Consider the following 26,975-nt stretch of genomic DNA (forward strand, 5'->3'; position numbering starts at 1 on the left):
TTCCGGCGCCCCGTGCTTCTCTCCGCCAAAATTCAGGAGAGTCCCATGCCCCACCCTTTGCTGACCCAGGCCGACATCGACGATTACCAGCGCAATGGCGTGGTCGTTGTGCGGGGGCTCTGGGCTGACCAGGTTGAAACGCTGCGCGCCGGCGTGGCCCGCAACATGTCCGAACCGGGTCCCTACGCGGCAGAAAACCTCAAGGAGGGCGAGGCCGGGCGTTTCTTTGATGACTACTGCAACTGGCAGCGCATCCCCGAGTTCGAAGAGGTCATCCGCAGCTCTGCCGTGGCCGAGGTCGCCGCGGACCTGATGCGGTCGGACAGCGCGCAGTTGTTCCACGATCATGTGCTGGTCAAGGAGCCGGGTACGTCAAAGCCCACGCCCTGGCACCAGGACGGCCCCTATTACTTTGTCGAGGGTCGCCAGACCGTCAGTTTCTGGAGCCCGCTGGACCCGGTGCGCGAAGCCACCCTGCGCTGCGTCGCCGGATCCCACCTCTGGGAAAAGCCCGTGCTGCCGACGCGCTGGCTGTCCGAGGAGGATTTCTATCCCGACGCGGATGCCTACATGCCGGTGCCGGATCCGGACGCCGAAGGCATGGAAGTTCGCGAATGGGCGCTGGAACCAGGCGACGCCGTCGCCTTCAACTTTGCCGTCCTTCACGGCGCGCGCGGCAATGACAGCCCGACGCGGCGCCGTGCCTTCTCGTTGCGGCTGGTGGGCGATGACGCGCGCTATACCAAGCGACCCGGCCCCACCTCTCCGCCGTTCCCCGGCCACGACATGACCGAGGGCCAGCGCCTGCGCGAGGATTGGTTCCCGGTCCTGTTCAACCGCTGAATCCGGTCCGACGGGCGCCTCTTGGGTCAGCAATTCAAAGGGCGGTGGGCTGTCTCAGGCGAAAGGATCGTCCGGATAGCCCACGCCCATCAGGCTCAGCCCGTCCGGTGGGCAGACCGGGCCGCAGGCGGCGCGCGACCGCGCCTCGAGCGCCGTCTTCACGTCCTCCGGTGCCCAGGCACCGGCGCCGACCCGTTCCAAGGTGCCCACGATAGACCGCACCTGGTTGTGCAGGAAACTGCGGGCACGCAGGAAGAAATGTACTTCGGGACCGGCCAGCCCCTCGACCCGCCTGATGGTGATCTCGTCCATCGTCTTGACCGGCGATTTCGCCTGGCACATGACGGACCGGAAAGTGGTGAAATCATGCTGACCCAGTAGGTGGGCCGCGCCGTCGCGCATGGCATCGACGTCAAGCTCGTGGTTGACCCGCCAGACCTGCCCCGCCTCCAGCGTCGCGGGCGCCCGCCGCATCAACAGCCGGAACAGGTAGCGCCGTTCGACCGCTGAGAACCGTGCGTGCCAGTCATCGGAGACGGCCGATGCCGCGCGGATCGCCACCGGTGCGGGCTTGAGGTGAAAGTTCAGCGCCTCGGACAGGCGAAAGGGATCCCAGTCCTTGTCCATGTCGCAATGGGCCACCTGCCCGCGCGCGTGCACCCCGGCGTCAGTGCGCCCTGCGGCGGCGATAGTATGGTCGCGCGGTTCCAGCCGGGCCAGTGCCGCCTCGATGGCTGCCTGAACCGAAGGCTGATCCGCCTGCCGCTGCCAGCCCGCGAAGGGACGGCCGTCATATTCCACCAAAAGCGCATACCTGGGCATGACGCGCCTCCTAGCCGTACACCGGACCAAGGGCAATCCCGCCGGGCTGTCCCGCGCGCGGCAAGACGGGGATGGGCGCGTGGGAGACGCGCCGCGCGCGGGGCGCAACATTGCCCACATTCCCCCTGTCCGCCTCTGGCCCCGCACCGCGGCAATGACTAAGTTCGCATCCGAACCGAAGGGAAAGGCCCGGAACTCATGGTCATTGGCGCCATCGCCGACACGCTCACCCGGAGCGTCGAGAATGTCACCGGCACCTTGTCGGAAACCTTCTTCGAACCGACCCTCCGGCTGGGCGTCACCGGGCTGTCGCGGGCGGGCAAGACCGTCTTCATCACCTCGCTGGTGGCGAACCTGATGGACCGCGCCCGCATGGCGCAACTGGTGGCCGAAAGCGAACAGCGCATCCTTTCGGCCTTTCTGCAGCCCCAGCCCGACGACACGCTGCCGCGCTTCGACTATGAAACCCACCTGGGCGCCCTGACCGCCCGCACGCCGCATTGGCCGGACAGCACCCGCGCCGTTTCGGAACTGCGTCTGTCGCTGAAAATCCGGCCTGCCGGGCTGCTGGCGGGCCTGCAGGGGCCGCGCACGCTGCACCTCGATATCGTCGATTACCCCGGCGAATGGCTGCTGGACCTCTCGCTGATGGACAAATCCTATGCCGAGTGGTCGCAGGACATGCTTGAGCGGCTGGAACTACGTCCCGGCGGCCCGGAAACGCTGGACCGCCTGCGGTCCGAGGACGCCAGTGCCGAGTTGGACGAAGCCCGCGCGCGGGCGCTCTCGGAGGCCTATACCCACAGCCTGCACGCCGCCCGCGCCGCCGGATTTTCCGACTGTTCGCCGGGACGGTTCCTGCTACCCGGAGAACTGGAAGGCTCGCCCGTGCTGACCTTTGCGCCGCTGCCGCGTGTCGACGGCGTCCCGCGGCGCTCGCTCTACCGCGAGTTCGAACGGCGCTATGACAGTTACAAATCGCGCGTCGTCAAACCCTTTTTCCGCGATCATTTCAGCCGCATCGACCGGCAAATCGTGCTGGTGGATGCGCTTGGCGCCGTCCATGCCGGGCCGCGCGCGATGGAGGACCTGCGCCGCACCCTCGCCGAGATCCTGACCGCCTTCCGCCCCGGCACCAATGCCTTTCTGACCAACCTCCTGATGGGCAAACGGGTGGAAAAGATCCTGTTCGCCGCCACCAAGGCCGATCACCTGCACCACCTGCAACACGGTCGCCTGACCGGCATCATGGAGGCCCTGACCCGCGAGGCGCGCGACCGGGCGCGCTTTGCCGGGGCCGAGACGCAGGCCATGTCCATCGCCGCCCTGCGCGCGACGACGGAACAGATGATGCCCCATCAGGGCAGCGAACTGCCCTGCGTGCGCGGCACCCTCATGGACAGTGGCAAGCAGGCAGCCTTCTACCCCGGTGAATTGCCGGAAGATCCGACGCACCTGCTGGGCAGCGCCCGCGAAGGGGCGGAAAAATGGCTCGATCAGGATTACTCGGTGATGAATTTCGCCCCCGCACCGCTGACCCTGAAACCCGGCGAAGGCCCGCCGCACATCCGGCTGGACCGCGCGGCACAATTCCTGATCGGGGATCGGCTGTGACCGCCGAAACGATCACCCTGCGCGCAGCGGACCCGGGCGATGCCGGACGGCTTGGCGCGATGATCACAGAGGCGGTCGAGGCCCGCGCATGGAAGCCGCGCCTGCATTCGGCGGCGCAGGACATCTCGCACGCGGGCACGCTGATCGACCGTGGCTGGGTCACGGTGGCGGAACTGGGGCCGGAGGTGGCGGGATTCCTCGCCCGCGAAGGGTCTGAAATCCACGCGTTGTTCGTGGCGGGCTGGGCACAGGGGCGGCGGCTGGGCAGCGCGCTGCTGGACCACGCCAAGACCCGGGCCGACCGGCTGGAACTCTGGACCTTTCAACGGAACGAGGGCGCGCAGCGGTTCTATCTGCGCCACGGCTTTGCCGAGACCCGCCGCACGAATGGCGACAATGAGGAAGGCTTGCCCGACATTCATTACCTATGGCGCCGCGATGCGGGCGCCCTGCAGGAGCCCGTGACATGAGCCAGCCCCCCAAGGGTCCCGTCCTGATCGACCTCGACGACGACGGCGCAACGCCCACCCCCTCCGAGGCGCCCCCCGTCCCCGAACCGCACCTGCCCCCGCCCGAAGGCGCGGCCATGACCACGGTGGCGGCGCTGGCCACGCGCGATCCCTCGCCGCTGGCGCGCTGGTTCTGGCGGCTGCTGCTGGCGCTGGTGGGTACGCTGGTCTCGATCGCGGCCTGGCGTTTTGTCACCGATCTGATCGCCAGCAACGCGATGCTGGGCTGGGCCGTGACGGCGCTGTTCGCCGCTTTTGGCCTGGTCTGCCTGATGATCGTCATCAAGGAGATCGCGGCCTTTTCGCGCCTGTCACGGATCGACGCGCTGCACCATGCCGCCGAAACCGCGCTGGCCGATGAGGACCTTGCCGGGGCCCGCAAGCTGACCGACGACCTCGTGACGCTCTACAAGGGGCGCGAGGACACCCGGTGGGGCCGGGACAAGCTGAAAGCCCGGCGGGACGAGATTTTCGACGCCTCCGGATTGCTGACCCATGCCGAAGATTCTCTGCTGGCACCGCTGGACACGGCCGCCCGACGCGAGGTCGAGGCGGCGGCGCGGCAAGTGGCGACTGTCACGGCGCTGGTGCCGCTGGCGCTGGCGGATGTGGCGGCGGCGCTGACGGCGAACCTGCGGATGATCCGCCGCATCGCCGAGATCTATGGCGGGCGGTCGGGCACTTTGGGCAGTTGGCGGCTGACGCGGGCAGTCATGTCCCACCTGGTCGCCACCGGGGCGGTCGCCATCGGCGACGACATGCTGGAGCCCATTCTTGGCGGCGGCCTGCTGGGCAAGCTGTCGCGCCGCTTTGGCGAGGGGATGGTGAACGGCGCCCTGACTGCCCGCGTCGGCGTCGCGGCGATGGAGGTCTGCCGCCCCCTGCCCTTTGGCAAGGGCAAACGCCCTTCGGTCCGGGCGATCATCCGCAGCTCGCTTAGCGGCCTCGTGATGCAGGACAAAGGGTGACACGGCCGGCTTGCGCGGGGTCCGGCATTCCGGACCTGTGCAGCGCCGGCCCCCCGTCCTAGACTGCGCGACCGAAGACATCGGAGACCGTCGACGGATGGAAGCGCTTCTCGTTATTCTGGGATTGGGCCTGCTGGCCTTGCCCATCGTTGTGATCGTCACGGTCGTCATGCAAATCCGCACGCGCCGCGAGGTGCGCGCCTTGCAGGCCCGTCTGCAGGATCTCGAACGCAGCCTTGCGCAAACCACCCGTCCAGCCCCGGCAGAGCGGCCAAGGCCCACGCCTGTGACCGCCAGCGCGCCGCGGGATGCCGCCCGATCCGCCACACCGCAGCCGGCCAACCTGTCGCCCGCGCCCGGAGAGGCCCCCAAGGCGCCCGCGAAACAGGCGCCGGCAAGCCCGCCCGCTCGGCCGCCAGCGCCCGCCCGTACCGAAGCCCCCCGCCCCTCCGCGCCTTCCCCGGCCGCACCCTCGGCCTTTGACCGGCTGGGCCGCTGGCTTCAGGAAAACTGGTTCTACGCCATTGCCGCCGTCTCGCTGTCGCTGGCCGGGATCTTCCTGGTCCAATACGGGATCGAAACCGGATTGCTGACGCCCACCGCCCGCGTGATCGCGGCGTTGGTGTTCGGCGCCGCCCTGATCGGCGGAGGAGAGACCATCCGACGGCGGTTCGGTGACGACGAAAGCAGTTCGACCGTCTACCTGCCGTCCGTGCTGTCGGGCGCGGGCCTCGTCTCGCTGATGGGCGGCATCCTTGCGGCGCGGCTGCTGTATGACCTCGTCGGGCCGGGATTCGCCTTGTCGGCGCTGTTCGGCGTCGCACTGTTCGGGCTGGTCCTGGGCTGGCGGCATGGCCCCCTGCTGGCGGCCATCGGGCTGATCGGCGGCATGGGGGCCCCCTTTGTCGTCGGCGGACAAAGCGACGCGCCCGAGTGGTTCCTGGTCTACTTCGGCCTGCTCGCAGGCATGGGCCTGGGCATCGACACGCTGCGTCGCTGGGCCTGGGTCAGCGTGCTGTCGGTGGTGCTGGCGCTGGGCGCCGGGCTGCTGCTGGCCACGTCGGGCGGTGAGGCGATGATGGCGGGCCTCGCGGCCTTTGGCGTCGCGCTGGTGATCATGGTCCTGCTGATTCCTTCGCGCGGCTTGGCCCCCGACCATGAGGGACCCGGCCTCGTGCAATCCGTGCTGGAGACCGGCGCTCGCGGACGGCCCGGTTTTCCGCTGATCCTGGCCCTCGGCACATTGGCAGCGGCCTGCGCGATCCTCGTCCATGCCGCGCCTGAAAGCGCATTGACCTGGCGGTTGTCGCTTGCATTGGCCTCGGGCCTGGCCGTGGCACTGACGCTGTGGTCACGCGGGGCGCCCGCCTTGCAGGAACTGGTGGCACTGCCGGTCCTGACCCTGCTTGCGCTGATCGGAATGCCGGATCTGAACGCCCCCGCGCAAGACGTGCTGACAGCGCGGTTCATCGCCGGGCAAGAGCTGACCGAACAGCGGATGCTGATGGATTTCACGCTGATCCTGCTGGCAGCGGTGCTGCCGGGGCTGGCGGCGGCCTGGCGCAGCCTGCAACCCGGGGGCCACGCCGGCTGGGCCGCAGCCGCGGCCCTGATCGCCCCGCTTGCGGGGTTGGCGCTGGAATTCGGCTGGCACCCGGCGATGATGATCGGCGCCTGGCCCTGGGCGTTGCACGCACTGGCACTGGCGGGACTGATGGTGGCCAAGGCGGCGCGGTTTGCCCAGGCCGACCCCGGGGACCGGCTGCGGCCCGCCCTGGCCACGGTTTCGGCCCTGGCCTGCATCGCCTTTGCCCTGACCGTCCTGCTGACCGATGCCGCCCTTACCCTGGCACTGGCGGCTGTCGTGGTCAGCGCCACTGCGCTGGACCGGCGGTTCGACCTGCCGCAGATGACAGGCTTTGTCGCGGCGGGCGTGCTGGCCCTGGGCTATCGGCTGTTGATCCAGCCGGGGCTCCCCTGGGCGCTGGAGGCGCCGGTGCTGGAGATGCTGGCCGCCTATGGCGGAACCCTCGCGGCCCTGCTGGGCGCGCTGATGCTGGGCCAGTCCCGGCCACGCCCCCGCGCGCAGGTCTTCCTGGAAAGCGCCGCCTGGTCGGTGGGCGGCATGACGGTCAGCCTGACGCTGTATCACGCCATCGAGGCCTACGTGGGCCATGTCCCGAAAGAGGCGCATTGGGCGCTGGGTCTTTATGCGACGATCTGGATCGGCACCGCGCTGGCCCAACTGGAACGCCTGAAGGCGGGCGGCGCGCTGCGCTGGCTGCGCGCCGGGCTGGCGGCCGTCTTTGGCCTGGTGTCGCTGATCTGGCTCGCGCTGGGGGTCACCCTGGGCAACCCGCTCTTCGAAGAACAGGTGATACACGGCCTGATCGGGGTGAACACGCTGATTCCGGCCTACCTGCTGCCGGCGGCGGTTCTGTTGGCGGGCGCCCTTCGGCTGACCCACCTGCGGCGCTGGCTGCGCGTGGTGATCGGCGCGCCCGGTGCTCTCCTGGCGCTCTTGTGGCTGGGACTGGTGATCCGTCACGCCTGGCAGGGCGGCACGTTGATGCACACCGCCAACGGCATCACCGACGGCGAGCTGTACAGCTATACCGTCGGCCTGCTGCTGGCCGGGGCCGGGCTGTTCTACCAGTCGCTGGCGCGCAGCTCTGACGGGTTGCGCCGGGCCGGCGTCGCCGTGATCGCGCTGGCCGTGGCCAAGGTCTTTCTGATCGACATCTCGGGACTGGCGGGCTTGGTCAGGGTGTTTTCCTTCCTGTTGCTGGGCCTGTCGCTGGCGGGGCTGGCATGGGTCAACCGCTGGGCACAGACCCGCGCCACACCGGCGCCCGAAGCCTGAGGGTGCGACGCCCGCGCCCTTGACCGCAGGCGTCGCGCGCGCCAACCAAGAGGGGCCGAACGAGGGAGAGCGGGCACATGGACCTGCCGGAACATGGCCATTCCGAAGGCGAGATCGCCGAGCGCCTGGCCCACCCGCCGGGCCGTGGCGACCTGAGCGATGCGGTCTATGGCGCCATCGACGGGTGTGTAACCACCTTTGCCATCGTCGCGGGTGTGGCGGGCGCCGGACTATCGCCCTTCGTGATCGTGGCGCTTGGGCTGGCCAACGTGCTGGCGGACGGGTTTTCGATGGCCGCCGGGAACTTCTCGGCCACCAAGGCCGACCGCGACAACAAGCTGCGCCTGCGCCAGGTCGAGGAACGCCATATCCGCCTTTACCCGGATGGAGAGCGCCGCGAGTTGCGCGAGATCCTGCGCCAGAAAGGCCTGTCAGGCGCAACGCTCGACGACGCGGTAGAGCAGATCGCGAAGAACCGCCAGATCTGGATCGAGACCATGCTGGAAGGCGAGTACGGCATCGGCTCTGTCGATCCTCATCCAATGCGCGCCGCGCTGGTGACATTCGGCGCCTTCCTGGTGGCGGGCGCCGTGCCACTCCTGCCCTTCCTGATCGGGCTCGCGCATGGGTTCACGGTGGCCAGCGTGCTGACGCTGGTGACCTTCTTTGCCATCGGATCGCTGAAAAGCATCTGGTCGCTGGCCCCCTGGTGGCGGTCGGGGCTGGAGACGCTGGCCATCGGCGGCGTAGCCGCGGGGATCGCCTACTGGGTGGGATCGCTGTTCGGGTAGTCCGCGGGAAAGTCGGGTATACCTCACTCGCGCCAAACGGGAGTCCGGCACAGGATGGCGCTATTGTTTCCGCCCATTCCCATTTGCCCGGACCCTTTTTCCCATGATCGATTTCCTGTCCACCGCCGAGCCAGAGGACATCTTTCGCGCCATCGGCCTCTGCGGGTTCTTCCTTTATGTCGGCGTGTACGCGGCGCTCAGCTTTCGGCTGGTGACCGGGGATTGTCTGACCTATTTCGTCGGCAATACGGCGGCCGCGTCGCTGGTGCTGATCGGCCTCAGCCATGAATTCAACCTGGCTTCGGCCCTGATCCAGGTGTTCTGGATCAGCATAGGCATCGCGGCCATTGTCCTGCGCCTGGTACGCAGGGGATCCGATCGCCGGGCAGAGGCTGCCCGGACAAGGCGCGTCACGCTTCAGGAGGTGCGAGAGAACCGAACGGCGGCAGAAGGTCCCCGCAGACAAGCCGCGTCAGGATACCCTGAATCGGTTTCAGCGTAGACATCGGGTACAGCACCCTGTCGCGCAGGATCGGCAACAGGCGGCCGTCGCCCTGGTACTGCGGCGTGAAAAGCCGGCTCATCAACTGGTAGCTGCGAACGTGCCAGCGCCGCGCCCGGGCATAGGTCAGCGCGGCCAGCGGCAGGTCATCATGTGCCAGCTTCAGAGCCTGCGCCAAGGCCCAGGCATCCAGAAGCGCCATGTTCGCCCCCTGCCCCAGCTGCGGGCTGGCGCGATGTGCCGCATCGCCGATATGCACCACGCGCTCGCGAAAGGGGCGCCTCAGGGTGCCATGCGCGTAGCGCGCCATCGTCATCTGGCCCGGATCGGTGATCTGGCTGATGAAGGGCGCGAAATCGGGCCAGAGCGCCACGGCCTCGGCCTGCCAGTCCTCCAGACCTCGGTCCAGCCAGGCCGCATGACTGCCGGACGGCAGAGACCAGAAGATCGCGCTGCGAAATCCCTCCTGCCCGGGAACGGCCCCCACGGGCAGGACGCCCATCATCCGGTCGGCGCGGCGATAGGCCTGGCGCAGCTCGTTGCGTGGCAAATCGGTCCTGTCCGGCCAGTTGACGGTCGCCCAGAGGGCGCCGTAGCCCAGCGGCCGGGCGCGCATCGGCGACAACGGAGAACCGGCGCCGGTGGCATCCACGATGAGATCGAAAGGACCTGCGCTGCCATTCTCGAACAACAGCTTGCCGTCCTTTTCACCGGTGACGCGATGCCCGGGCTCCAGCCGCGCACCGGATGCCAAAGCAGTGTCGAACAATGCCTGGAACAGGGCGGCCCGGTGGATCGCCAGGCCAAACCGGGGCACACCCGGCGCGTCATAAGCCACGTCAAGCACAGGGAGCCCGCTGTTGGCCTCGTGGCCGAACATGCGGTGGATGCGGTTGCCCTTGGCCATCGCTGCGGGCAAGGCGCCCAGCTGTTCCAGGACGTCCAGGCCCACCGGCTGCATCACCAGCCCCGAACCGACCGGCGCGGGCGCCTCGAACTGGTCGAAGACGGTCACGTCGTGGCCGGACTGCCGCAGCGCCGTGGCCGCCGCCAGGCCACCCATTCCGGCCCCGGCGATCGCGATGTCGAGTTTTCTGGACATGCCGCCCCTCCCAACCGACAGGGAAGCCCGGAGAGGCACGACAGCGCAAGCGGCGCACTGCCGCAGGCGGCCTGAATTTCCTGCAAACCGCGGCGACTGACGCAAAGAAGCCCGGGACCGGTAATGCCGGCCCCGGGCGCTGCCACCCGCCCGGGCGGGTTCATTCGGCGGGAACCGCCGGTTCCGTCGGAGCGATGGGCGCGTTTGTCTCTGCCTCGGGCGCGGCGGTGCCCAGGGTCGGGTCCATCGCCGTCGGCGCCCCTGCAGGATCAATGGCCGCCGGATCGACCGGCGTCGTGGTCGAACCCGAGCCGTAAGCGATCAGCGCCACGACCCCGAGGCCGACCAACAGGGCGACCAGGATGCCCAGTGCCGACCCACCGGAACGGCGCGAACTGGCAAGGCGATCGTCGATGCGCTCTTCGGGCGAATAGCGGGCTTCGTGTTGTCGCAGGTACGGGTCTGTCGTCTGATGTGTCATCTGGCTTTCCTTTCCTCCTGGCGCGCCGGGAGTGGCCGGCGCTCATGTACCAAGATGGGGAAGCTACGCGCCCGGAAAACCCGCCGATCCCGACGCGGAACCGGATCGGTCAAGGCCCGCCGAAACGGCAGAGTCGCCTCGGCGGGTTCCGGCGGATACAACCCAAGGATGTCACCAGACAGCCGTTTCCCGCCCATGCTGCAGGGCGGCATCGCAGGTTCCCGCCGATGCCTGCCCACTTTACGCGCCCGCACGGCGGGCCTATAAGGCGCGCAAGATGACGTACCATGTGTTCATCATTCGAATTACATGCCCGGCGCTCTGAGGATACGAGCCGCCGGGACAAGGCGTATGAGACGTCGCGCCGCCCCAACATCCTGACCAACACCAGTGATTCAAAGGACGCCACAAATGTGCGCCGACACGACCGAAACGACAGTGCCCGACTACAAGACCACACTGTCCCTGCCGAAAACCGATTTCCCCATGCGCGCCGGCCTGCCCAAGCGCGAACCCGACTGGCTGGCCCGCTGGGAAAAGATCGGCGTCTATGACCGCCTGCGCGAGAAAGAGGGCCGCCCGGCCTTCACGCTGCACGATGGCCCGCCCTATGCCAACGGCCACCTGCACATCGGCCACGCGCTGAACAAGGTCCTCAAGGATTTCATCGTCCGCTCGCAGCAGATGATGGGCCGCGACGCGCGTTACGTCCCTGGCTGGGACTGCCACGGCTTGCCGATCGAATGGAAGATCGAGCAGAAGTACCGCGAGAAGGGCCAGAACAAGGACGAGGTCGACGTGGTCGACTTTCGCCAGGAATGCCGCAGGTTCGCCGAGGGCTGGATCGACATCCAGCGCGAGGAGTTCAAGCGCCTGGGCGTGACCGGCAACTGGGTCGATCCCTACCTGACGATGAACTTTCACGCCGAGCGGGTGATCGCGGAAGAGTTCCAGAAGTTCCTGATGAACGGGACGCTCTACCAGGGGTCCAAGCCGGTGATGTGGTCGCCGGTGGAAAAGACCGCCCTGGCCGAGGCCGAGGTGGAATACCACGATCACAAGTCGCACACGATCTGGGTGCCGTTCGATGTTGTCTCCGCATCGAACTTCCCGAATACCGGCGCCTGCATGGACACGGACCTGCTGTCCGCCCGCGTGGTGATCTGGACAACCACCCCCTGGACCATCCCCTCGAACAAGGCAGTCGCCTACAATCCGGCGATCTCCTACGGCCTCTACGAGGTCACGGGCACGCCCGAGGAATGCTGGGTCAAGGTGGGCGATACCTATCTTCTGGCCGATGCACTGGCCGAAGAGGTGCTGACCAAGGCCCGCCTGTCCGACGGACAATGGACCCGTGTCCGCGATGTGTCCGCTGACGAGCTGGCCGGGCTGACCCTCGCCCACCCCTTCCGGGGCGTCGAGGGCGGCGAGGACTTCTGGGACTACGACGTGCCGATGATCGATGGTGAGCACGTCACCGACGAGGCCGGAACCGGCTTTGTCCACACTGCGCCCAGCCACGGCCAGGAGGATTATGACGCCTTCGTCAAGCGCGGCTGGATGGACCGGATGACCCACAACGTCGGCGAAGCGGGCGAGTTCCTGCCCCATGTGCCGCTGTTCAAGGGGCTTGAGGTCATCACCGCCAAGGGCAAGGAAGGCAAGGCCAACACTGCCGTCATCGACAAGCTGGTCGAGGTCGGCGGGCTGATCGCGCGCGGGCGGATGACACACAGCTATCCGCATTCCTGGCGCTCCAAGGCGCCGGTGATCTACCGCAACACGCCGCAATGGTTCGCCGCCATCGACCGCGAGGTCGGCGACGGTCAGGACACCTATGGCAAGACGATCCGCGAACGCGCCCTGACCAGCATCGACAAGCTGGTCAAATGGACGCCGCAGACCGGGCGCAACCGGCTGTACTCCATGATCGAGGCGCGGCCCGACTGGGTGCTGTCGCGCCAGCGCGCCTGGGGTGTGCCGCTGACCTGTTTCGTGAAACGCGCCGCGATGCCGACGGACGCGGATTTCCTGCTGCGCGACGAGGCGGTCAACGCCCGCATCCTCGAGGCCTTCGAGGCCGAGGGCGCGGATGCCTGGTACAAGCCCGGCGCCAAGGAACGGTTCCTGGGCAATGACTATGACCCCAGCGAATGGGAACAGGTCTTCGACATCCTCGACGTCTGGTTCGACAGTGGCTCGACCCATGCCTTCGTTCTGCGCGACCGGCCGGACGGCTCCGAGGACGGCATCGCGGACCTCTACCTCGAAGGCACCGACCAGCACCGCGGCTGGTTCCACTCCTCGATGCTGCAGGCCTGCGGCACGCTGGGCCGCGCGCCCTATCGCGGCGCGCTGACCCACGGCTTTACGCTGGACGAGAAGGGCAACAAGATGTCCAAGTCGCTCGGCAATACCGTGGCGCCCGAGGACGTGACCAAGCAGTACGGTGCGGACATCCTGCGGCTCTGGGTGGCACAAGCGGATTACACCGCCGATCTGCGGATCGGGCCGGAGATCCTGAAAGGCACCGCCGACGGCTATCGCCGGTTGCGCAACACACTGCGCTACATGCTGGGCGCGGTGTCGCATTTCACCGAGGATCAGCGCGTCGACGCCAAGGACATGCCCGAGTTGGAACGCTATATCCTGCACCGTCTTGCGGAACTGGATCACGTGGTGCGCGAAGGCTATGCCGCCTATGACTTCCAGGGCGTCTACCAACAGTTGTTCAACTTCTGCACGGTGGAACTCTCGGCCTTCTACTTCGACATCCGCAAGGACGCGCTGTACTGCGATGGCGACACCGCACGCCGCCGCGCGGCACGCACGGTCATGGACCTGCTGTTCCACCGCCTGACCACCTGGCTGGCGCCGATCCTGGTGTTCACGATGGAAGAGGTCTGGCTGGAACGCTTCCCGGGCGACGATAGCTCGATCCACCTGCAGGACATCCCCGAGACGCCCAAGGACTGGCTGGACGAACCGCTGGCGGCCAAGTGGCAGATGGTGCGCCGCGCCCGCCGTGTCGTCACCGCCGCGCTGGAGGTGCAGCGCACTGACAAGGTGATCGGCGCCTCGCTGGAAGCGGCGCCGGTGGTACATGTGAGAGAGCCGGACATGCTGGAGGCGCTGAAATCGGTCGCCTTCGAGGATGTCTGCATCACCTCGGACATCTTCCTGACCGGCGACCCGATGCCGAACGAGGCCTACCGGATGCCCGAGGTCGAAGGCGTCGGCGTGGTCTTTGAAAAAGCCGAAGGCGAAAAGTGCCAGCGGTGCTGGAAGATCCTGCCGGACGTGGGCCACCATGCCCACCCCGCCACCTGCAAACGCTGCAACGCCGCCCTGGACTGATCCCCAGAGCGCATCGAATAGCCTGCAAGGCCCGAAGTCCTGCCGGACTTCGGGCCTTTTTCATGGCCGTCCAGGGCCTTTCCCTCCGGCGTTGCCCGAAAGGTGACGTGGGGTTAGGCTATCAGAAAAACAGACGAGGGATGCCATGAACCGCCGTTTCTTCCTGTTGGGCGCCGCCGCGCTTGTGCCCGCCTGTGGCATGATGCCAGGGCAGGCCCTGGCGCTTGCCCCCAACTCCACGCTGATCGTCACACGCCACGCCGACCGCGACGGCGAGGACCTGAATGCGCGGGGGCGCGAACGCGCGCGGGCGCTGGTGCAGGCGGTCAAGGATTTCGACATCGACCTGATCTTCAGCCCCGGCATAAAGCGCAACCTCGACACCGCCGCGCCGCTGGCGGGCGCCCGTGGGTTGGCCGTGAACCGCCTGCCACAAGAGGCGCCGACCGCCGGTCTGGTCCAGAGCGGTGCCGGAAAGACGCTGATCTGGATCGGCAACAAGGGCAATATCGCCACGATCTGGGAGGACCTGGGCCTGTCCGAGCCAATGCCCATCGAATACGGCGATCTTCACATCGTTCGGGCGGATGCACAGGGACGGGTGACGATTGAACGCCGCCGCTATGGCCCCAACTGACGCAGAGATCGCCGCAGTTCTGATGGATCTGGCCCGCGCAAGAGGCTCCGGCAAGAGCCTGTGCGCATCAGAGCCGGCAAAGACACTGGCCAGCGACTGGCGCCCGCTAATGCCCCGCGTCCGGCAGGTCGCGGCAACCCTGCCGCTGGTCGCCACCCAGAAAGGGCGCCTGGTAGACCCGACTGGCGCCTCCGGCCCGATCCGGTTGTCTTTGCACCGGGATTGACCCCGTGTCCGAAACCGGCGTTCAGATCAGTCCCCGGTCCCGCCCGATCATCGCGGCATGGGTCCGGTTACGCGCCTCCAGCTTGCGCGAGAGCGTCTTGACGTGGAGCTTTACCGTGACCTCCTGCAGGTCAAGGTCGCGGGCGATTTCCTTGTTTGACTTGCCTTCGCAGATGCCCTGCAGGACCTGCTGTTCCCTGCGGGTAAGAATGTCATCCTCGCCCTTGCCGCCGGTTTTCAGGAACTCGATCGGGGTGTAGACCTCTCCGGCGGCCATGAAACGGGCCGCCGTCAGCAACGACCGGGCGCTGAGCGTCTTGGGGATGAACCCTTGTGCCCCCGCCTTCAGCGCCGCCGTGGCCACGTCGCGCGTGGCACTGCCGGACAGGATCGCCACCGGGCGCCCCTCGTTCGCGGCGCGCATGCGTTCCAACCCCTCCAGCCCGTTCATGCCAGGCATGTTATAGTCCAGCAGCACGAGATCGAAACTGCCGCTCGATTTGGCGAGCGAAACCGCATCCTGCAGCGTGGCCACGGTACAGACTTCTTCGACATCCGCACCGTCCAGATAAGCCGCAATCGTGTCCCGCACCAGGTCGTGGTCGTCTGCAACCAGAATTCTCATCTTTCAACTCGTCCCATCTGCGCCGATGGCGGATACACGCACAGTGGCAGTCTAGCCCGCCACGGCGCCTCAGGAACCCTGAAAGATACAGAAAACGCTACCTATTACAAACATCAGTTCCGGTCAGATGACACTTTGACCGGCTTTGGCCCCTTGCGCCCGCCTCTCTGGCCCGTTTTTCTGGAGAGGGCCGTTGGCCAGCCAGGAGATCCGGATGATCCAAGCCACCCCCCCCCCGGTCACGCCGAGATGCAGTCGCCCGCCCTCGTCCTCGGGCGGCAGCACCGCGTGACCCAGGGACCCGAACGCACCCCGGGCCGCGATGGGCCCGGCTGGATGTCCAGCCTGCCGAACTGGCTGACGGGGATCGTCATTGTGATGATCGTGGTGTCCATCGCGGTGCTGGTCCTGGACCTGCAACAGCAGACACGCCGGCTGGCCTCGTCGGCAGCAGACAACATGCAGTGGACCCTGGGCCAGGCCGAGGTCGAACTGATGGCATTGGAAATTTCCGCCCTGCGCGCCGATACGGGCGACGTCTCGCTGAGCGACGTGCGTCTGCGCTATGACATCTTCTACAGCCGGGTCGAGACCCTGACCGAAAGCCACAGGTTCGAAACCCTGATGCAGATCGGCGTGATGCCCGAACGGATCGAGGAAATCCGGGCGTTTCGCAGCAACTGGCTGCCCTTGATCGACGGGCCGGACGAGGCCCTGAGGGCCGCCTTGCCCGACTTGGCCGAAGATGCGAGGTCGGTGCGCACCACCGTGCGCGACACCACCCTGGCCGGGGTCGAGTTCTTTTCCCAACAGGGCTTTGAACAGCGCGACAGCCTGAGCCGGAGCATGGTGCGCGTCGGCCTACTGACCGTCGCCCTCGTGATCCTCCTGGCGGTTCTGGCGCTGATGCTGTTCCGGCTGGCACGCAAGAGCGACGCCGAGGCCCGTGCCAACCGCGAGACACGCGAGCGGATCGAGACGATCCTGTCCACGTCGCTGGACGCGGTCGTGGTCTCGGATGCCGCCGGGCGCATCCTGGACTACAACGGCGCCGCCGAGCGCATCTTCGGCTATGATCGCAACCAGGCGCTGGGGGCGGACATGGCCGACCTGATCGTACCGGATCATTACCGCGCCGCGCACCGGCGCGGGATGGCCCGGTTCCGCCGTGACGGTGACGCGCGGGTGATCGGCAAAGGGATCGTGCGGCTGGACGCCCGCCGCAGCGACGGCACGGTCTTTCCCGTCGACCTTTCCCTGGCCCGGGCGCAAAGTCCCGCCGGCGAAATCTACATCGCGTTCCTGCGCGACATCTCGGACCGGGTCCGCAACGAGGCCGAGCTGAAACGCGCCCGCGACCGCGCCATCGCAGGCGAAAAACAGAAAGCCGAACTGCTGGCCGTCATGAGCCACGAAATGCGGACGCCGCTGAACGGGATGCTGGGCACGCTGGAACTGGTCGATGACCAGTCGCTGGACGCGCGTCACCAACGCTACCTGCGGATCGTGCGCGACTCGGGCCGTATCCTGCTGGGCCATGTGAACGACGTGCTGGACATCTCGCGGCTGGACGCGGGCAAGATGACACTGCGCAAGAGCGGTTTTGACCTGGTTAGACTGCTGGAAGACATCGTCGACAACCAGGGCCAGCACGCCAGCGCCCGGGGAAACCGGCTGATCCTGGTGCCCCCAAACCCCGAATTGCACCGGGTCTACGGCGATCCTGACCGGTTGCGCCAGATCCTGTTGAACCTCGTCGGCAACGCGATCAAATTCACATGGAACGGGCGGATCACGCTGGAGGCCGACTGCGCCGCCGGGCTGGAGTCGGTCGAACTGCGCGTGACGGACACCGGGATCGGCATCGCCGAAGAGGACATCGACCGGATCTTCGAGGATTTCGTCACCATCGACAGCACCTATGGACGCAGCACCTCGGGCACGGGGCTGGGGCTGGGCATCTCGCTGCGACTGGCCACGGTCCTGGGGGGGGAGCTGGGCGTGGAAAGCGAACCGGGGGACGGCAGCGTTTTCTGGCTGCGGGTCCCGCTGGCCCCGCCGGAAGAGAAACCCATGCCAGAGGCGCCCAGCCCGGAGCCCTGCGAGCGCCCCCCGGCCTGCGATGTGCTGCTGGTCGAGGACAACGAGATCAACCGCCTGGTGGGCCGCGACCTCCTGGAACGCGACGGCCACCGGGTCGAGACAGCCAACAGTGGCGAGGCGGCGCTTTCCGCCCTCGGAACCCGGCGTTTCGACGTGGTGATGATGGATATCTCGATGCCCGGCATGGACGGGATCGACGTGGCGCGCGCCTTGCGGCACAGCGCCGGAATCAACGCGGCAACCCCCGTGGTCGCCACCACCGCCCATGCCCTGCCGCAAGAGGTTGAGGCCTTTCATGCGGCCGGGATGCAGGCGGTGTTGATCAAGCCGTTGACGCTTGACGCGATCCGCACTGTCCTGACCGAGGTCTTGGCAGCAGGTGTGGCGGTCCGCCCTGTCGCGACCCGCCCGCCCGCGCCCGGTGACCAGACCACCGTGATCGACGAGGCTCACCTGGAGGAAATGCGCCAGGACCTCGCCCCGGCGCGACTACGGCACCTGCACGAAAGATTCCTGTTCGAGATGACCGATTTTCAGCATGCCATGCCCGACCTCGCCAAGGCCGGGATCACCGGGCAGGCGACCCTGGCCGCGGAGGCCCACCGCATGGCCGGGTCTGCCGCGATGATGGGCGCGGCCCGGCTGATGACGCTGCTACAGGAGATCGAGCAGGCGGCCAAGGCCGGGAACGCAATGGAGCTGGACGGGCGCCAGGCCGATCTGGCCGAATGCTGGCAGACGACGCGCGACGCACTTTCCGCCGTGTTGCGCCCGGTAGAACAGTTGCACTGAGCCCGCTTTACCCCCTGTGCACGCTGCGTTTAAACACGAGGGGCCAGCGCAGCAGGAGAGCCCAATGTCCAATCCGCTTTACGACACGCTCCTTGGTCATCAGACCGCGAACAGCTCTGTCTTTCTGCACCTCCCGGACGGTGGGCAGATCAGCTATGCCGGGTTCACCGCGCGCGTGGCCCAGTTCTCCGGGGCGCTGCGCGAACTGGGGCTGGAACCCGGCGACCGGCTGGCCTTGCAGGTCGAAAAATGCGCCGACGCGCTGGCCCTGGTCTTTGGCTGCATCCAGGCCGGGATTGTCTTTCTGCCGCTGAACACCGGCTACACCGGGGACGAGATCGCCTATTTCGTCGAAAACTCGGGCGCGCGAGTGCTGGTCTGCGACCCGGCCGACGCCCGCCTGCTGGGCGAGGTTGCCGCGCGCTGCGGCGCCCATTGCGAAACATTCGGTCCGGATGGGGCCGGCACCCTGGCCGAACGGGCAGACGCAGCCCCCGAAGAGGCCCCCGTCGAACCGCGCGCAAAAGATGACATTGCCGCCTTTCTCTACACCTCGGGTACCACGGGCCGCTCCAAGGGTGCGATGCTGAGCCAGGACAACCTCTTGTCCAACGCTCTGACCCTGGTCGACCTCTGGCGGTTCACCAGGGACGACGTGCTGCTGCACGCGTTGCCGATCTTTCACACCCACGGGTTGTTCGTGGCGACCAACGTGATGCTGGCGGCGGGCGGCGCGATGGTGTTTTTCCCGAAACTGGACACCGACGCGCTGATCGACTGGATGCCCAGGGCGACCAGCCTGATGGGGGTGCCGACCTTCTACACCCGCCTGTTGGACAACCCGCGATTTGGCGTCGAGGTTGCGGGCGACATGCGGCTGTTCATCTCCGGCTCGGCGCCCCTGCTTGCCGAAACGCATCGCCAGTTCGAGGCGCGCACCGGCCACCGCATCCTGGAACGCTACGGCATGACCGAAACCAACATGAGCACCTCGAACCCCTATGACGGTGACAGGCGCGCCGGCACCGTGGGCCTGCCCCTGCCGGGGGTCGAGGCCAAGGTCTGCGACGAGGCCGGCACCGAACTGCCGCGCGGCGAGATCGGCATGCTCGAGGTGCGCGGCCCGAACGTGTTTCAGGGCTACTGGCAGATGCCGGAAAAGACCGCCGCCGAGCTGCGCGAGAACGGCTTTTTCATCACCGGCGACCTCGCCCAGATGAGCGAGGATGGCTATGTCACCATCGTCGGACGCGGCAAGGACCTGATCATCTCGGGCGGGTTCAACATCTACCCCAAGGAGATCGAGGAACTGCTGGACGAACAACCGGGCGTGCTGGAAAGCGCCGTGGTCGGCGTGCCTCATCCGGATTTCGGAGAGACCCCGGTGGCAGTCATCGTTCCTGAACCCGGCCAGACGCCCGACCTTGACGCCATCGACGCCGAGGTCTCGGCGAAACTGGCCCGGTTCAAGCATCCCCGCCACATGGAGGTCATCGACGCCCTGCCCCGCAACACGATGGGCAAGGTTCAGAAAGCCGCCCTGCGCGAGCGTTTCGCGGGGCTATTCTCAGGTTGAGACGCCCGGCTTGGCGCGGGCCTGCACGGCAAAATCGCAGCGATAGGGTTTCACGTCGAGCAGCGGCGTTCCGGACAGGCAATCCAGCCCGCGCACGATCAGCCGGGGACCGTCGCGTTCGATCAGCCGGACGATACTTGTTCCGATGGGGTTGGGACGCAGCGGGCTGCGCAGCGAAAAGGTGCCGCGTGTCCGGCCATCGGCTTTGGGGCTTTGGGTGAGCAGGTCGCGCCGGGCCTCATGCAGCCAGTAGAGCAGTTCGATGAACTCGAATTGTTCGATCCCGTCCAGCGCGGGCGCATAGACCGGATCAACGGTCACGGTGCAGTCCGGGCCAGTCTCGGGGTCGCCCTGCCGGGGGCAATCGGCGCGCACCCTGAAAGGCGTCTCGATCCGGCCGATGAAACGCAAGCCCGCGTCGGTGGCGGGCGGAAACTCGGCAAGGGTTTCTCCGGGGCGCAGCTGGTCGCGATGGATGGATGTGGACATTGTCAAATCCCTGTAGGTCATCGGGGACGGGGTCAGACAAGAACGCGCGGCTCCGCCCTGCCCTGCGCGTCCGTTTCAAAGACAAAGGTGTTCCCCGCCGCCCTGTCCTCATCCGGGCGGCCTTCGGCGGCAGAGGTGACCATCAGCCGGGTGAACTCCGGTCCGCCGAAGGCCGGGCAGGTCGTCTGCGGCGTCGGCAGGTCCAGTGCGCGCAGGAAACGCCCGTCCGGCGCGTAACAGGCGACGCGGCTTGCCTCCCATTGCGCATTCCAGAAGTTGCCCTCGGCATCCGTCACGGCACCGTCGGGGTTCAGCCCCTCGGGCCGCAGGTCCAGCCAGTCCTCAGCGTCGCCCGTGGGCCAGCCCTCGGCATCCAGCGCGACGCGGCGGATCACCCCGGTCGGCGTGTCCGTGAAATAGGCCTGCCCACCATCAGGGACGAAGCAGATCGCGTTGGGAATGCTGATCGGGGCAAAGAGCCTGCGCAGCTCTCCCTTGTACCAGCGATAGATCGCCCCGGCGCCGGTTTCCCCCCCGTAGCCCATCGTCCCGATCCAGAACCCACCCAGCGGATCGGCGCGGCCATCGTTGGACCGCGTGACGGGATTGTCGGCCTCGAGATCGCAAAGATGGGTTTCGGTGGCGACGTCGAAATCGAACAGGAACAGGTCCCGCTCGGAGGCGATCAGCAGGCGCTTGGCGTCCACGATACCCGCCGCCGACACCGCCCGGTCGAACTGCCAGTGACGTTCCTGTTGCCCGTCATGCTCGTACAGCCGGTGACCCAGGATGTCGAACCACAGAAAGCTGTTCCGGTCCGGGTGCCACAACGCCCCTTCGCCAAGGGTGCAGCGGGTGGCGGAAAGCGTGGCGGGTTGGGGCATCTTTGATCCTTCAGGCGGCGGTGGTGACAACCCCGCCATCGACGGCAAGGCATTGTCCGGTGATCATGGCGCTGGCCTGCGAGGCCAGGAACAGCACGGGGCCGGCAAGATCCGCCGGTTCCAGGTGACGGCCAAGACACTGCTTGGTCAGGAAGTCGTCCAGCGCCTCGGGCGAGGCCCAGAGCCGCAACTGGCGTTCCGTCAGCACCCAGCCCGGCGCCACCGCGTTGACGCGGATGCCGTCGCGGCCGAATTCGCGCGCGTGGCCCCGCGTCATGGCGGTGATCCCGCCGTTGGCTGTGGTATAGGCCGTCATCTCTGCCATGCCCAGCATGTAGCTGATCGAACTGAAATTGACGATGGCGCCGCCGCCCGCCTCCATCATCCCCGGCACGGCGATCTGCGTGGTCAGGAAATAGCTTTTCAGGTTGACCGCGATCAGATCGTCCCATTCGTCGGAACTGATTTCCAGCGTGTCATGGCGGATGTCGTTGGCGGCGTTGTTGACCAGCACGGTAATCGGGCCGTGTTCGCTGGCGGCCTCGGCCATCGCGGCGCGCAGAGCGGGTTCATCCGTGACGTCGCATTGCAGGAACAGCGGTCGGTTGCCATGCCGTGTTTCCATCCGGTCGCAGAACACCGTCACGTCCGACCGCTGGCAAAAGGCAACCCGAGCCCCCTGTTCAAGAAAAGCCTCGGTCAGCGCGGCCCCGATCCCCGCGCCGCCGCCGGTGATGAAGACCGACGTGCCGCGCAGGTCCGGGAACGCCGCACCCCCTGCAAGTTGTTCGGTCACTGGCTTTCTCCCCTGCAGACATCCCTGTCACTCTCGCCGCGCAGACCGTTCCGCGCAAGAGCCTGTCAAAGGGCTGGAATCATGGCGCGATATCGGGTCTAGTCGGCGCACGACCGGAAAGGAGGGTTCCATGAACTGCGTATTCGTCCAGATCCGATGCCGCCCCGGCACCGCCTATCGCGTGGCCGGCGACATCGCCCTGCGCGAAATCCATTCCGAGCTCTACTCGACCAGCGGCGAGTATGACCTGCTCCTCAAGATCTACATCCCAAAGGAAGAGGACACGGGCAAATTCATCAACGACAACCTGCTGGACATCGACGGGATCGAACGCACGCTGACGACGCTGACGTTCCGCGCGTTCTGACATCTGACAACCGGGAGAATTCCATGAGTCTCAAGACATTGACGATGGGCGGGCTGCTGTGCGCCGCCCTGGCCCTGCCGGCCGCAGCCGAGGTCAAGGTGGGCATGATCACCACGCTGTCCGGCGGTGGCGCAAGCCTGGGCATCGACACGCGCGACGGCTTCATGCTAGCCATCGAACAATCGGGTCGGACCGATATCGAGGTGGTCATCGAGGACGACCAGCGCAAACCCGACGTGGCCGTGCAGCTGGCCGACAAGATGATCCAGTCGGAAAAGGTCGACCTGCTGACCGGCATCGTCTGGTCCAACCTCGCGATGGCGGTGGTGCCCTCGGCCACGGCTCAGGGCAAGTTCTATCTCTCGACCAACGCCGCGCCGGCGCAACTGGCCGGGCGGGGCTGCAATGCCAGGTATTTCTCGGTCTCCTACCAGAACGACAACCTGCACGAGGGCGCGGGCGCCTATGCGACGCAGGCCGGGTTCAAGAACACCTTCATCCTTGCGCCCAACTATCCGGCGGGCCAGGACAGCCTGACCGGCTTCAAGCGCTTCTACGAAGGTGACCTGGCGGGCGAGGTCTATACCAAGCTGGGCCAGACCGACTATGCCGCAGAAATCGCCCAGATCCGGGCCAGCGGCGCGGATTCCGTCTTCTTCTTCCTGCCCGGCGGCATGGGCATCTCCTTCCTCAAGCAATACGCGGACTCGGGCGTGGACCTGCCGCTGGTCGGTCCGGCGTTCAGTTTTGACCAGGGCATCCTGCAGGCGGTGGGCGACGCGGCACTGGGGGTCAAGAACTCCTCGACCTGGTCCAAGGATCTGGACAACGCCGCCAATGCCGCCTTCGTCGAGGCATTCCAGGCGAAATACGACCGCCTTCCGTCGATCTACGCGGCGCAGGGCTATGACACAGCCAACCTGATGCTCTCGGCGCTGGACAAGGCCGATATCTCGGACGAGGCCGGTTTCGGTGCGGCGCTCAAGGCGGCAGAGTTCGACAGCGTGCGGGGTGAATTCTCCTTCGCGGCCAACAACCACCCGATCCAGAACGTCTACGTTCGCGAGGTCATCAAGGAAGGCGACATCTATACCAACAAGATCGTCGCCACCGCGATGGAAGACCGCGCAAACGCCTACGTCGACGACTGCAAGATGTAACACACCTGTACGCCCCGGGCCGTCCCGGGGCGTCCGACCCGACGACATTCCCCATGACCACTACCCTGATCCTTGAGCAGATCCTGAACGGTCTGCAATCCGGCATCATGCTTTTCCTCATGGCGGCCGGGCTGACGCTGATCTTCGGCGTCATGGGGTTGATCAACCTGGCGCATGGCTCGCTCTACATGGTGGGCGCCTTTTGCGCGGCTGCGGCGGCGGCGGCAACCGGGTCCTTCGCGCTGGGACTGATGGCCGCGCTGGCGGGCGCGGCGGCAGCCGGCGCAGTGATCGAATTGGTGGTGATCCGGCGGCTCTACGATCGCGACCACCTTGACCAGGTGCTGGCCACCTTCGCGCTGATCCTCGTCTTTTCGGAAGGCACCCGCTGGGTCTTTGGCTCATTTCCGCTCTACCTCGACGTGCCGGATGCGCTGTCCGGCCCCGTGACCCTGCCCGGCGGCATCGAGTATCCGCTGTACCGGCTGACGCTGATCCTCGCCGGTCTTGCCGTGGCGGCGGGCCTCTTCTGGCTGATCGCCCGGACCCGGATCGGCGTGCAGATCCGCGCCGGCGAAAACGACCGCGAGATGATCGCCGCGCTGGGTGTCGATATCGACCGGCTCTATACCTTCATCTTTGCGCTCGGCGCGGCGCTGGCGGGACTGGCCGGTGCGCTGGTGGGCGCGATCCAGTCGGTGCAGGTAGGCATGGGAGAACCCGTTCTGATCCTGGCCTTTGTCACCATCGTGATCGGCGGTATTGGCTCGATCAAGGGCGCGCTTGTGGGCGCCCTGCTGGTGGGACTGACGGACACGCTGGGCTCGGTTTTCCTGCCCGAACTCTTCAAGCTGTTCATGGCGCCCGCCGCCGCCACGCAGACCGGCGCCTCGCTCTCCTCGATGGCGATCTACATCCTGATGGCCGTGGTCCTGATCTGGCGCCCGACGGGCCTGTTCGGAGCACGCGCATGACCCGTGAAACCCTGTTCAACCTCGCCGTCCTGGCGGGGCTCGTTGCCCTGCCCCTCTATGCACATTTGGCGGACGAACCCTTTACCATCACGCTGGCCACCCGCGCCGTGATCCTGTCGCTGGCGGCGGTGGGGCTGAACATCGCCCTGGGGGTCGGCGGGCTCGTCAGCCTTGGCCACGCGGTGTTTTTCGGCATCGGGGGCTATGCGATGGGCATTCTCGCCTTTCACGCGCAGAATTACATGCCGCTGATGGAGGCGCCCTTCCTGATCGAGGGCACCAAGTCCATGCCGGTGATCTGGCTGGTGGCGGTGATCGCCTCGGCGCTGGCGGCACTGGTCATCGGCCTGCTGTCGCTGCGCACCAGCGGCGTCTATTTCATCATGATCACGCTCGCCTTCGGGCAGATGTTCTACTATTTCGCGATTTCCTGGTCCGCCTACGGCGGCGAGGACGGCATGTCGATCTATGTCCGCAACGGGTTTCCCGGCCTCAACACCTTGATCCCGATCCAGTTTTACGGCCTTTGCCTTGCGGCACTGGTGCTGGCGCTGGGGTTCAACGGCGCGCTGGCGCGCTCGCGCTTCGGCCTTGCGCTGAACGCGGCGCGACAGGTGCCCGACCGGGTGCGCGCCGTGGGTCTGGACCCGTTCCGCCTGCGCCTTATCGCCTTCACGATCTCGGGGGCGATCACCGGGCTGGCGGGTGCGCTGTTCGCGGACCTCAACCGCTTTGTCTCGCCCACCATGTTCAGCTGGCAACTGTCCGGAGAGTTCATCGTCTTCATCATCATCGGCGGCACAGCGCGCCTGTTCGGACCGGTCGTCGGCGCCTGCCTCTTCGTGGTTCTGGAACATTACATCGGCGGCTGGTCCGACTATTGGCACATCTGGTTCGGCCTACTGTTGCTGGTCATCGTTCTGTTCGGACGCGGCGGCGTCATCGGGTTGATCGCCGGAAAGGCGCGGGCGCATGGCTGAGGCGGTTCTGGAAACCAGGGACCTGCGCAAGGCGTTCGGCGCCCTGCAGGCGACGGATGACGTCTCGATCTCGCTGCGGGCCGGAGAGATCCACGCCATCATCGGTCCGAACGGGGCCGGAAAGTCGACGCTGATCGCGCAGATCAGCGGTGCGCTGGCCCCGGATGCCGGGCAGGTGGTGCTGGATGGCCGGGATGTCACCGGCCTGCCGGTGCAGGCCCGCGCCCGCGCCGGGCTGGCAAGAACCTTTCAGATCAGTCAGTTGGCAATGGAGGACACGGTTCTCCAGAACGTCGCGCTGGGGGCGCTTGGCGCGCAGGGACGCCCCTTTGGCATGTTCCGCCCGGTGCTGCGTGACCGGGCGATCCGGGACCGGGCCGAGGCGGCGCTGGAGCGGGTCGGGCTGGCCGGGCAACGGGCGATGCGGGCGGCAGAGCTGTCGCATGGAGAGCGGCGCAAGCTGGAGGTAGCGGTGGCGCTGACGCTGGAACCGCGCGCCTTTGTCATGGACGAGCCGATGGCGGGCCTGGGCACCGAGGGCTCGGCGCAACTGACCGGCTTTCTGGACGGGCTGCGGGCGCAGGCGCCGATCCTGCTGGTGGAGCATGACATGGACGCGGTCTTTGCGCTGGCCGACCGGGTCAGCGTGCTGGTCTATGGCCGTGTGATCGCCAGTGGAACGGTCGGGGAAATCCGCCGCGACAAGGCCGTGCGCGAAGCCTACCTGGGGGACGAGGCATGAGCGCGCTCTTGCAGGTCGAAGGGCTGAAAGCCACCTACGGCGCCAGCCAGGCGCTGTTCGGGGTCGACCTTCAGGTCGCCTCGGGCGAGGTCGTGGCGCTGATGGGGCGCAACGGCATGGGCAAGACGACCACGGTGAAATGCATCTGCCGCCTGCTGCGCGCCGAGGGACATATTTCTTTTGACGGCAAGGACTTGCGCCGTCTTCCCGCGCACCGCGCCGCGCGGCTGGGGATTGGTCTGGTGCCCGAGGGGCGGCGCTGTTTCTCGGACCTGACAGTGCAGGAGAACCTGACCGCCGCCGCCCGTCCCGGCCCCTGGGACATGGGCAAGGTGGGCATGTTGTTCCCGCGCCTGGACGAACGCCGGACACAGGTGGCGCGGTCGCTGTCGGGAGGCGAACAGCAGATGCTGGCGATCGGCCGGGCGCTGATGACGAACCCCCGCCTGCTGATCCTGGACGAGGCGACAGAGGGGCTGGCACCGCTGATCCGGCAGGAAATCTGGGACGCCATCGGCCAGCTCAAACGAGAGACGGGCATGGCCATTCTGATCATCGACAAGAGCCTGAAGGAACTGACGCAGGTCTCTGACCGGGCGGTGATCCTGAACCGGGGGCGCACGGCCTGGACCGGGGCGCTGGATGGCTTGGACCCGGAACTGGCGCACCGCTACCTGGGCGTCTGACCCCCGTCGCGTTTTGTACGTTTTGTACAAAACGTACGGCGATTCCAGCATTTCGTACAAAGCGGTCAGGTTTCGTTAACCCGC

Annotated in this window: 25 protein-coding genes; 18 read left to right on the forward strand and 7 right to left on the reverse strand. The window is 66.8% G+C overall.

Annotated elements, in window-relative coordinates:
• The first annotated feature begins 45 nt into the window (after nucleotides 1-45).
• A complete protein-coding gene (locus G9Q80_RS20335; protein ID WP_043136588.1) occupies nucleotides 46-843 on the forward strand; it encodes a phytanoyl-CoA dioxygenase family protein in 798 nt (265 codons plus the stop codon).
• 54 nt (nucleotides 844-897) lie between these two features.
• Here the strand turns inward: G9Q80_RS20335 and truA are convergent, their stop codons facing one another.
• A complete protein-coding gene (gene truA, locus G9Q80_RS20340; RefSeq protein ID WP_088715305.1) occupies nucleotides 898-1,665 on the reverse strand; it encodes a tRNA pseudouridine(38-40) synthase TruA in 768 nt (255 codons plus the stop codon).
• Between the two features lie 198 nt (nucleotides 1,666-1,863).
• Here truA and G9Q80_RS20345 point away from each other — a divergent pair, with 198 nt between their 5' ends.
• The 6 genes from G9Q80_RS20345 to G9Q80_RS20370 all read left to right on the forward strand — a co-directional run bounded on the left by G9Q80_RS20345 (nucleotide 1,864) and on the right by G9Q80_RS20370 (nucleotide 8,912).
• Nucleotides 1,864-3,279 carry a YcjX family GTP-binding protein gene (locus tag G9Q80_RS20345; RefSeq protein ID WP_088715304.1) on the forward strand — a complete coding sequence of 472 codons (1,416 nt, stop codon included), beginning with the start codon at nucleotides 1,864-1,866 and terminating at the stop codon, nucleotides 3,277-3,279.
• Nucleotides 3,276-3,749 (forward strand): GNAT family N-acetyltransferase, encoded by a 474-nt coding sequence (locus G9Q80_RS20350; protein WP_232788209.1) that lies wholly within the window; start codon nucleotides 3,276-3,278, stop codon nucleotides 3,747-3,749. Before G9Q80_RS20345 ends, G9Q80_RS20350 begins: the two co-directional genes overlap by 4 nt.
• Nucleotides 3,746-4,756 (forward strand): YcjF family protein, encoded by a 1,011-nt coding sequence (locus tag G9Q80_RS20355; protein ID WP_088715303.1) that lies wholly within the window; start codon nucleotides 3,746-3,748, stop codon nucleotides 4,754-4,756. Before G9Q80_RS20350 ends, G9Q80_RS20355 begins: the two co-directional genes overlap by 4 nt.
• 97 nt (nucleotides 4,757-4,853) lie before the next feature.
• Nucleotides 4,854-7,619: a DUF2339 domain-containing protein gene (locus tag G9Q80_RS20360; RefSeq protein WP_088715302.1), complete on the forward strand. Its 2,766-nt coding sequence runs from the start codon at nucleotides 4,854-4,856 to the stop codon at nucleotides 7,617-7,619.
• Nucleotides 7,620-7,702: 83 nt separating this feature from the next.
• Nucleotides 7,703-8,410 (forward strand): VIT1/CCC1 transporter family protein, encoded by a 708-nt coding sequence (locus G9Q80_RS20365; RefSeq protein WP_083242265.1) that lies wholly within the window; start codon nucleotides 7,703-7,705, stop codon nucleotides 8,408-8,410.
• A 103-nt stretch (nucleotides 8,411-8,513) separates the two neighbouring features.
• A complete protein-coding gene (locus G9Q80_RS20370; protein WP_184757157.1) occupies nucleotides 8,514-8,912 on the forward strand; it encodes a CBU_0592 family membrane protein in 399 nt (132 codons plus the stop codon).
• Here G9Q80_RS20370 and G9Q80_RS28500 read toward each other — a convergent pair.
• Both G9Q80_RS28500 and G9Q80_RS20380 read right to left on the reverse strand, forming a co-directional pair.
• On the reverse strand, nucleotides 8,821-10,014 hold the full coding sequence (locus G9Q80_RS28500; protein WP_088715301.1) for an FAD-dependent oxidoreductase: 1,194 nt from the start codon (nucleotides 10,012-10,014) through the stop codon (nucleotides 8,821-8,823). The two genes, G9Q80_RS20370 and G9Q80_RS28500, sit on opposite strands and share 92 nt — an antisense overlap.
• 160 nt (nucleotides 10,015-10,174) lie before the next feature.
• Nucleotides 10,175-10,495, reverse strand: coding sequence for a hypothetical protein (locus G9Q80_RS20380; protein ID WP_043136566.1), 321 nt, complete (start codon nucleotides 10,493-10,495; stop codon nucleotides 10,175-10,177).
• A gap of 411 nt (nucleotides 10,496-10,906) precedes the next feature.
• On the opposite strand from G9Q80_RS20380, the gene ileS reads away from it, so the two are divergent.
• The 3 genes from ileS (at nucleotide 10,907) to G9Q80_RS20395 (ending at nucleotide 14,718) form a co-directional block, all read left to right on the forward strand.
• Nucleotides 10,907-13,855 (forward strand): isoleucine--tRNA ligase, encoded by a 2,949-nt coding sequence (gene ileS, locus G9Q80_RS20385; RefSeq protein ID WP_088715300.1) that lies wholly within the window; start codon nucleotides 10,907-10,909, stop codon nucleotides 13,853-13,855.
• Between the two features lie 145 nt (nucleotides 13,856-14,000).
• On the forward strand, nucleotides 14,001-14,492 hold the full coding sequence (locus G9Q80_RS20390) for a histidine phosphatase family protein (protein ID WP_069209127.1): 492 nt from the start codon (nucleotides 14,001-14,003) through the stop codon (nucleotides 14,490-14,492).
• On the forward strand, nucleotides 14,479-14,718 hold the full coding sequence (locus tag G9Q80_RS20395) for a DUF3253 domain-containing protein (RefSeq protein WP_088715299.1): 240 nt from the start codon (nucleotides 14,479-14,481) through the stop codon (nucleotides 14,716-14,718). The genes G9Q80_RS20390 and G9Q80_RS20395 overlap by 14 nt, the downstream gene beginning before the upstream one ends.
• Before the next feature lie 21 nt (nucleotides 14,719-14,739).
• Here the strand turns inward: G9Q80_RS20395 and G9Q80_RS20400 are convergent, their stop codons facing one another.
• Nucleotides 14,740-15,342 carry a response regulator gene (locus G9Q80_RS20400; protein ID WP_043136561.1) on the reverse strand — a complete coding sequence of 201 codons (603 nt, stop codon included), beginning with the start codon at nucleotides 15,340-15,342 and terminating at the stop codon, nucleotides 14,740-14,742.
• A gap of 249 nt (nucleotides 15,343-15,591) precedes the next feature.
• On the opposite strand from G9Q80_RS20400, the gene G9Q80_RS20405 reads away from it, so the two are divergent.
• Entirely contained in the window at nucleotides 15,592-18,237 is a 2,646-nt protein-coding gene (locus G9Q80_RS20405) for a PAS domain-containing hybrid sensor histidine kinase/response regulator (protein WP_088715298.1), read from the forward strand.
• 64 nt (nucleotides 18,238-18,301) lie between these two features.
• The gene (locus G9Q80_RS20410) at nucleotides 18,302-19,813 is read left to right on the forward strand and encodes a malonate--CoA ligase (RefSeq protein WP_088715297.1); all 1,512 of its coding nucleotides are present in this window, start codon (nucleotides 18,302-18,304) and stop codon (nucleotides 19,811-19,813) included.
• Here G9Q80_RS20410 and tsaA read toward each other — a convergent pair.
• The 3 genes from tsaA to G9Q80_RS20425 are packed head-to-tail and all read right to left on the reverse strand — an operon-like array spanning nucleotide 19,805 to nucleotide 21,982.
• Nucleotides 19,805-20,302 (reverse strand): tRNA (N6-threonylcarbamoyladenosine(37)-N6)-methyltransferase TrmO, encoded by a 498-nt coding sequence (gene tsaA / locus G9Q80_RS20415; protein ID WP_088715296.1) that lies wholly within the window; start codon nucleotides 20,300-20,302, stop codon nucleotides 19,805-19,807. The two genes, G9Q80_RS20410 and tsaA, sit on opposite strands and share 9 nt — an antisense overlap.
• A gap of 32 nt (nucleotides 20,303-20,334) precedes the next feature.
• Entirely contained in the window at nucleotides 20,335-21,186 is an 852-nt protein-coding gene (locus tag G9Q80_RS20420) for an SMP-30/gluconolactonase/LRE family protein (protein WP_088715295.1), read from the reverse strand.
• A gap of 10 nt (nucleotides 21,187-21,196) precedes the next feature.
• Nucleotides 21,197-21,982: an SDR family NAD(P)-dependent oxidoreductase gene (locus tag G9Q80_RS20425; RefSeq protein ID WP_069209132.1), complete on the reverse strand. Its 786-nt coding sequence runs from the start codon at nucleotides 21,980-21,982 to the stop codon at nucleotides 21,197-21,199.
• A 130-nt stretch (nucleotides 21,983-22,112) separates the two neighbouring features.
• On the opposite strand from G9Q80_RS20425, the gene G9Q80_RS20430 reads away from it, so the two are divergent.
• From G9Q80_RS20430 to G9Q80_RS20455, 6 genes are read left to right on the forward strand one after another with little or no spacing between them, the layout of a single operon-like run.
• Nucleotides 22,113-22,349 (forward strand): Lrp/AsnC ligand binding domain-containing protein, encoded by a 237-nt coding sequence (locus G9Q80_RS20430; protein WP_043136551.1) that lies wholly within the window; start codon nucleotides 22,113-22,115, stop codon nucleotides 22,347-22,349.
• A 23-nt stretch (nucleotides 22,350-22,372) separates the two neighbouring features.
• The gene (locus G9Q80_RS20435; RefSeq protein ID WP_074621224.1) at nucleotides 22,373-23,509 is read left to right on the forward strand and encodes an ABC transporter substrate-binding protein; all 1,137 of its coding nucleotides are present in this window, start codon (nucleotides 22,373-22,375) and stop codon (nucleotides 23,507-23,509) included.
• Nucleotides 23,510-23,562: 53 nt separating this feature from the next.
• Nucleotides 23,563-24,483, forward strand: a complete 921-nt coding sequence (locus G9Q80_RS20440; protein ID WP_088715294.1) for a branched-chain amino acid ABC transporter permease — start codon at nucleotides 23,563-23,565, stop codon at nucleotides 24,481-24,483.
• Entirely contained in the window at nucleotides 24,480-25,463 is a 984-nt protein-coding gene (locus G9Q80_RS20445) for a branched-chain amino acid ABC transporter permease (RefSeq protein WP_088715293.1), read from the forward strand. Before G9Q80_RS20440 ends, G9Q80_RS20445 begins: the two co-directional genes overlap by 4 nt.
• On the forward strand, nucleotides 25,456-26,205 hold the full coding sequence (locus G9Q80_RS20450; protein ID WP_069209134.1) for an ABC transporter ATP-binding protein: 750 nt from the start codon (nucleotides 25,456-25,458) through the stop codon (nucleotides 26,203-26,205). The genes G9Q80_RS20445 and G9Q80_RS20450 overlap by 8 nt, the downstream gene beginning before the upstream one ends.
• Nucleotides 26,202-26,891: an ABC transporter ATP-binding protein gene (locus G9Q80_RS20455; protein WP_088715292.1), complete on the forward strand. Its 690-nt coding sequence runs from the start codon at nucleotides 26,202-26,204 to the stop codon at nucleotides 26,889-26,891. The genes G9Q80_RS20450 and G9Q80_RS20455 overlap by 4 nt, the downstream gene beginning before the upstream one ends.
• The last annotated feature ends 84 nt before the right edge of the window (nucleotides 26,892-26,975 follow it).

The sequence above is a fragment of the Mameliella sp. LZ-28 genome, assembly GCF_012274245.1.
Lineage (GTDB): Bacteria > Pseudomonadota > Alphaproteobacteria > Rhodobacterales > Rhodobacteraceae > Antarctobacter > Antarctobacter albus.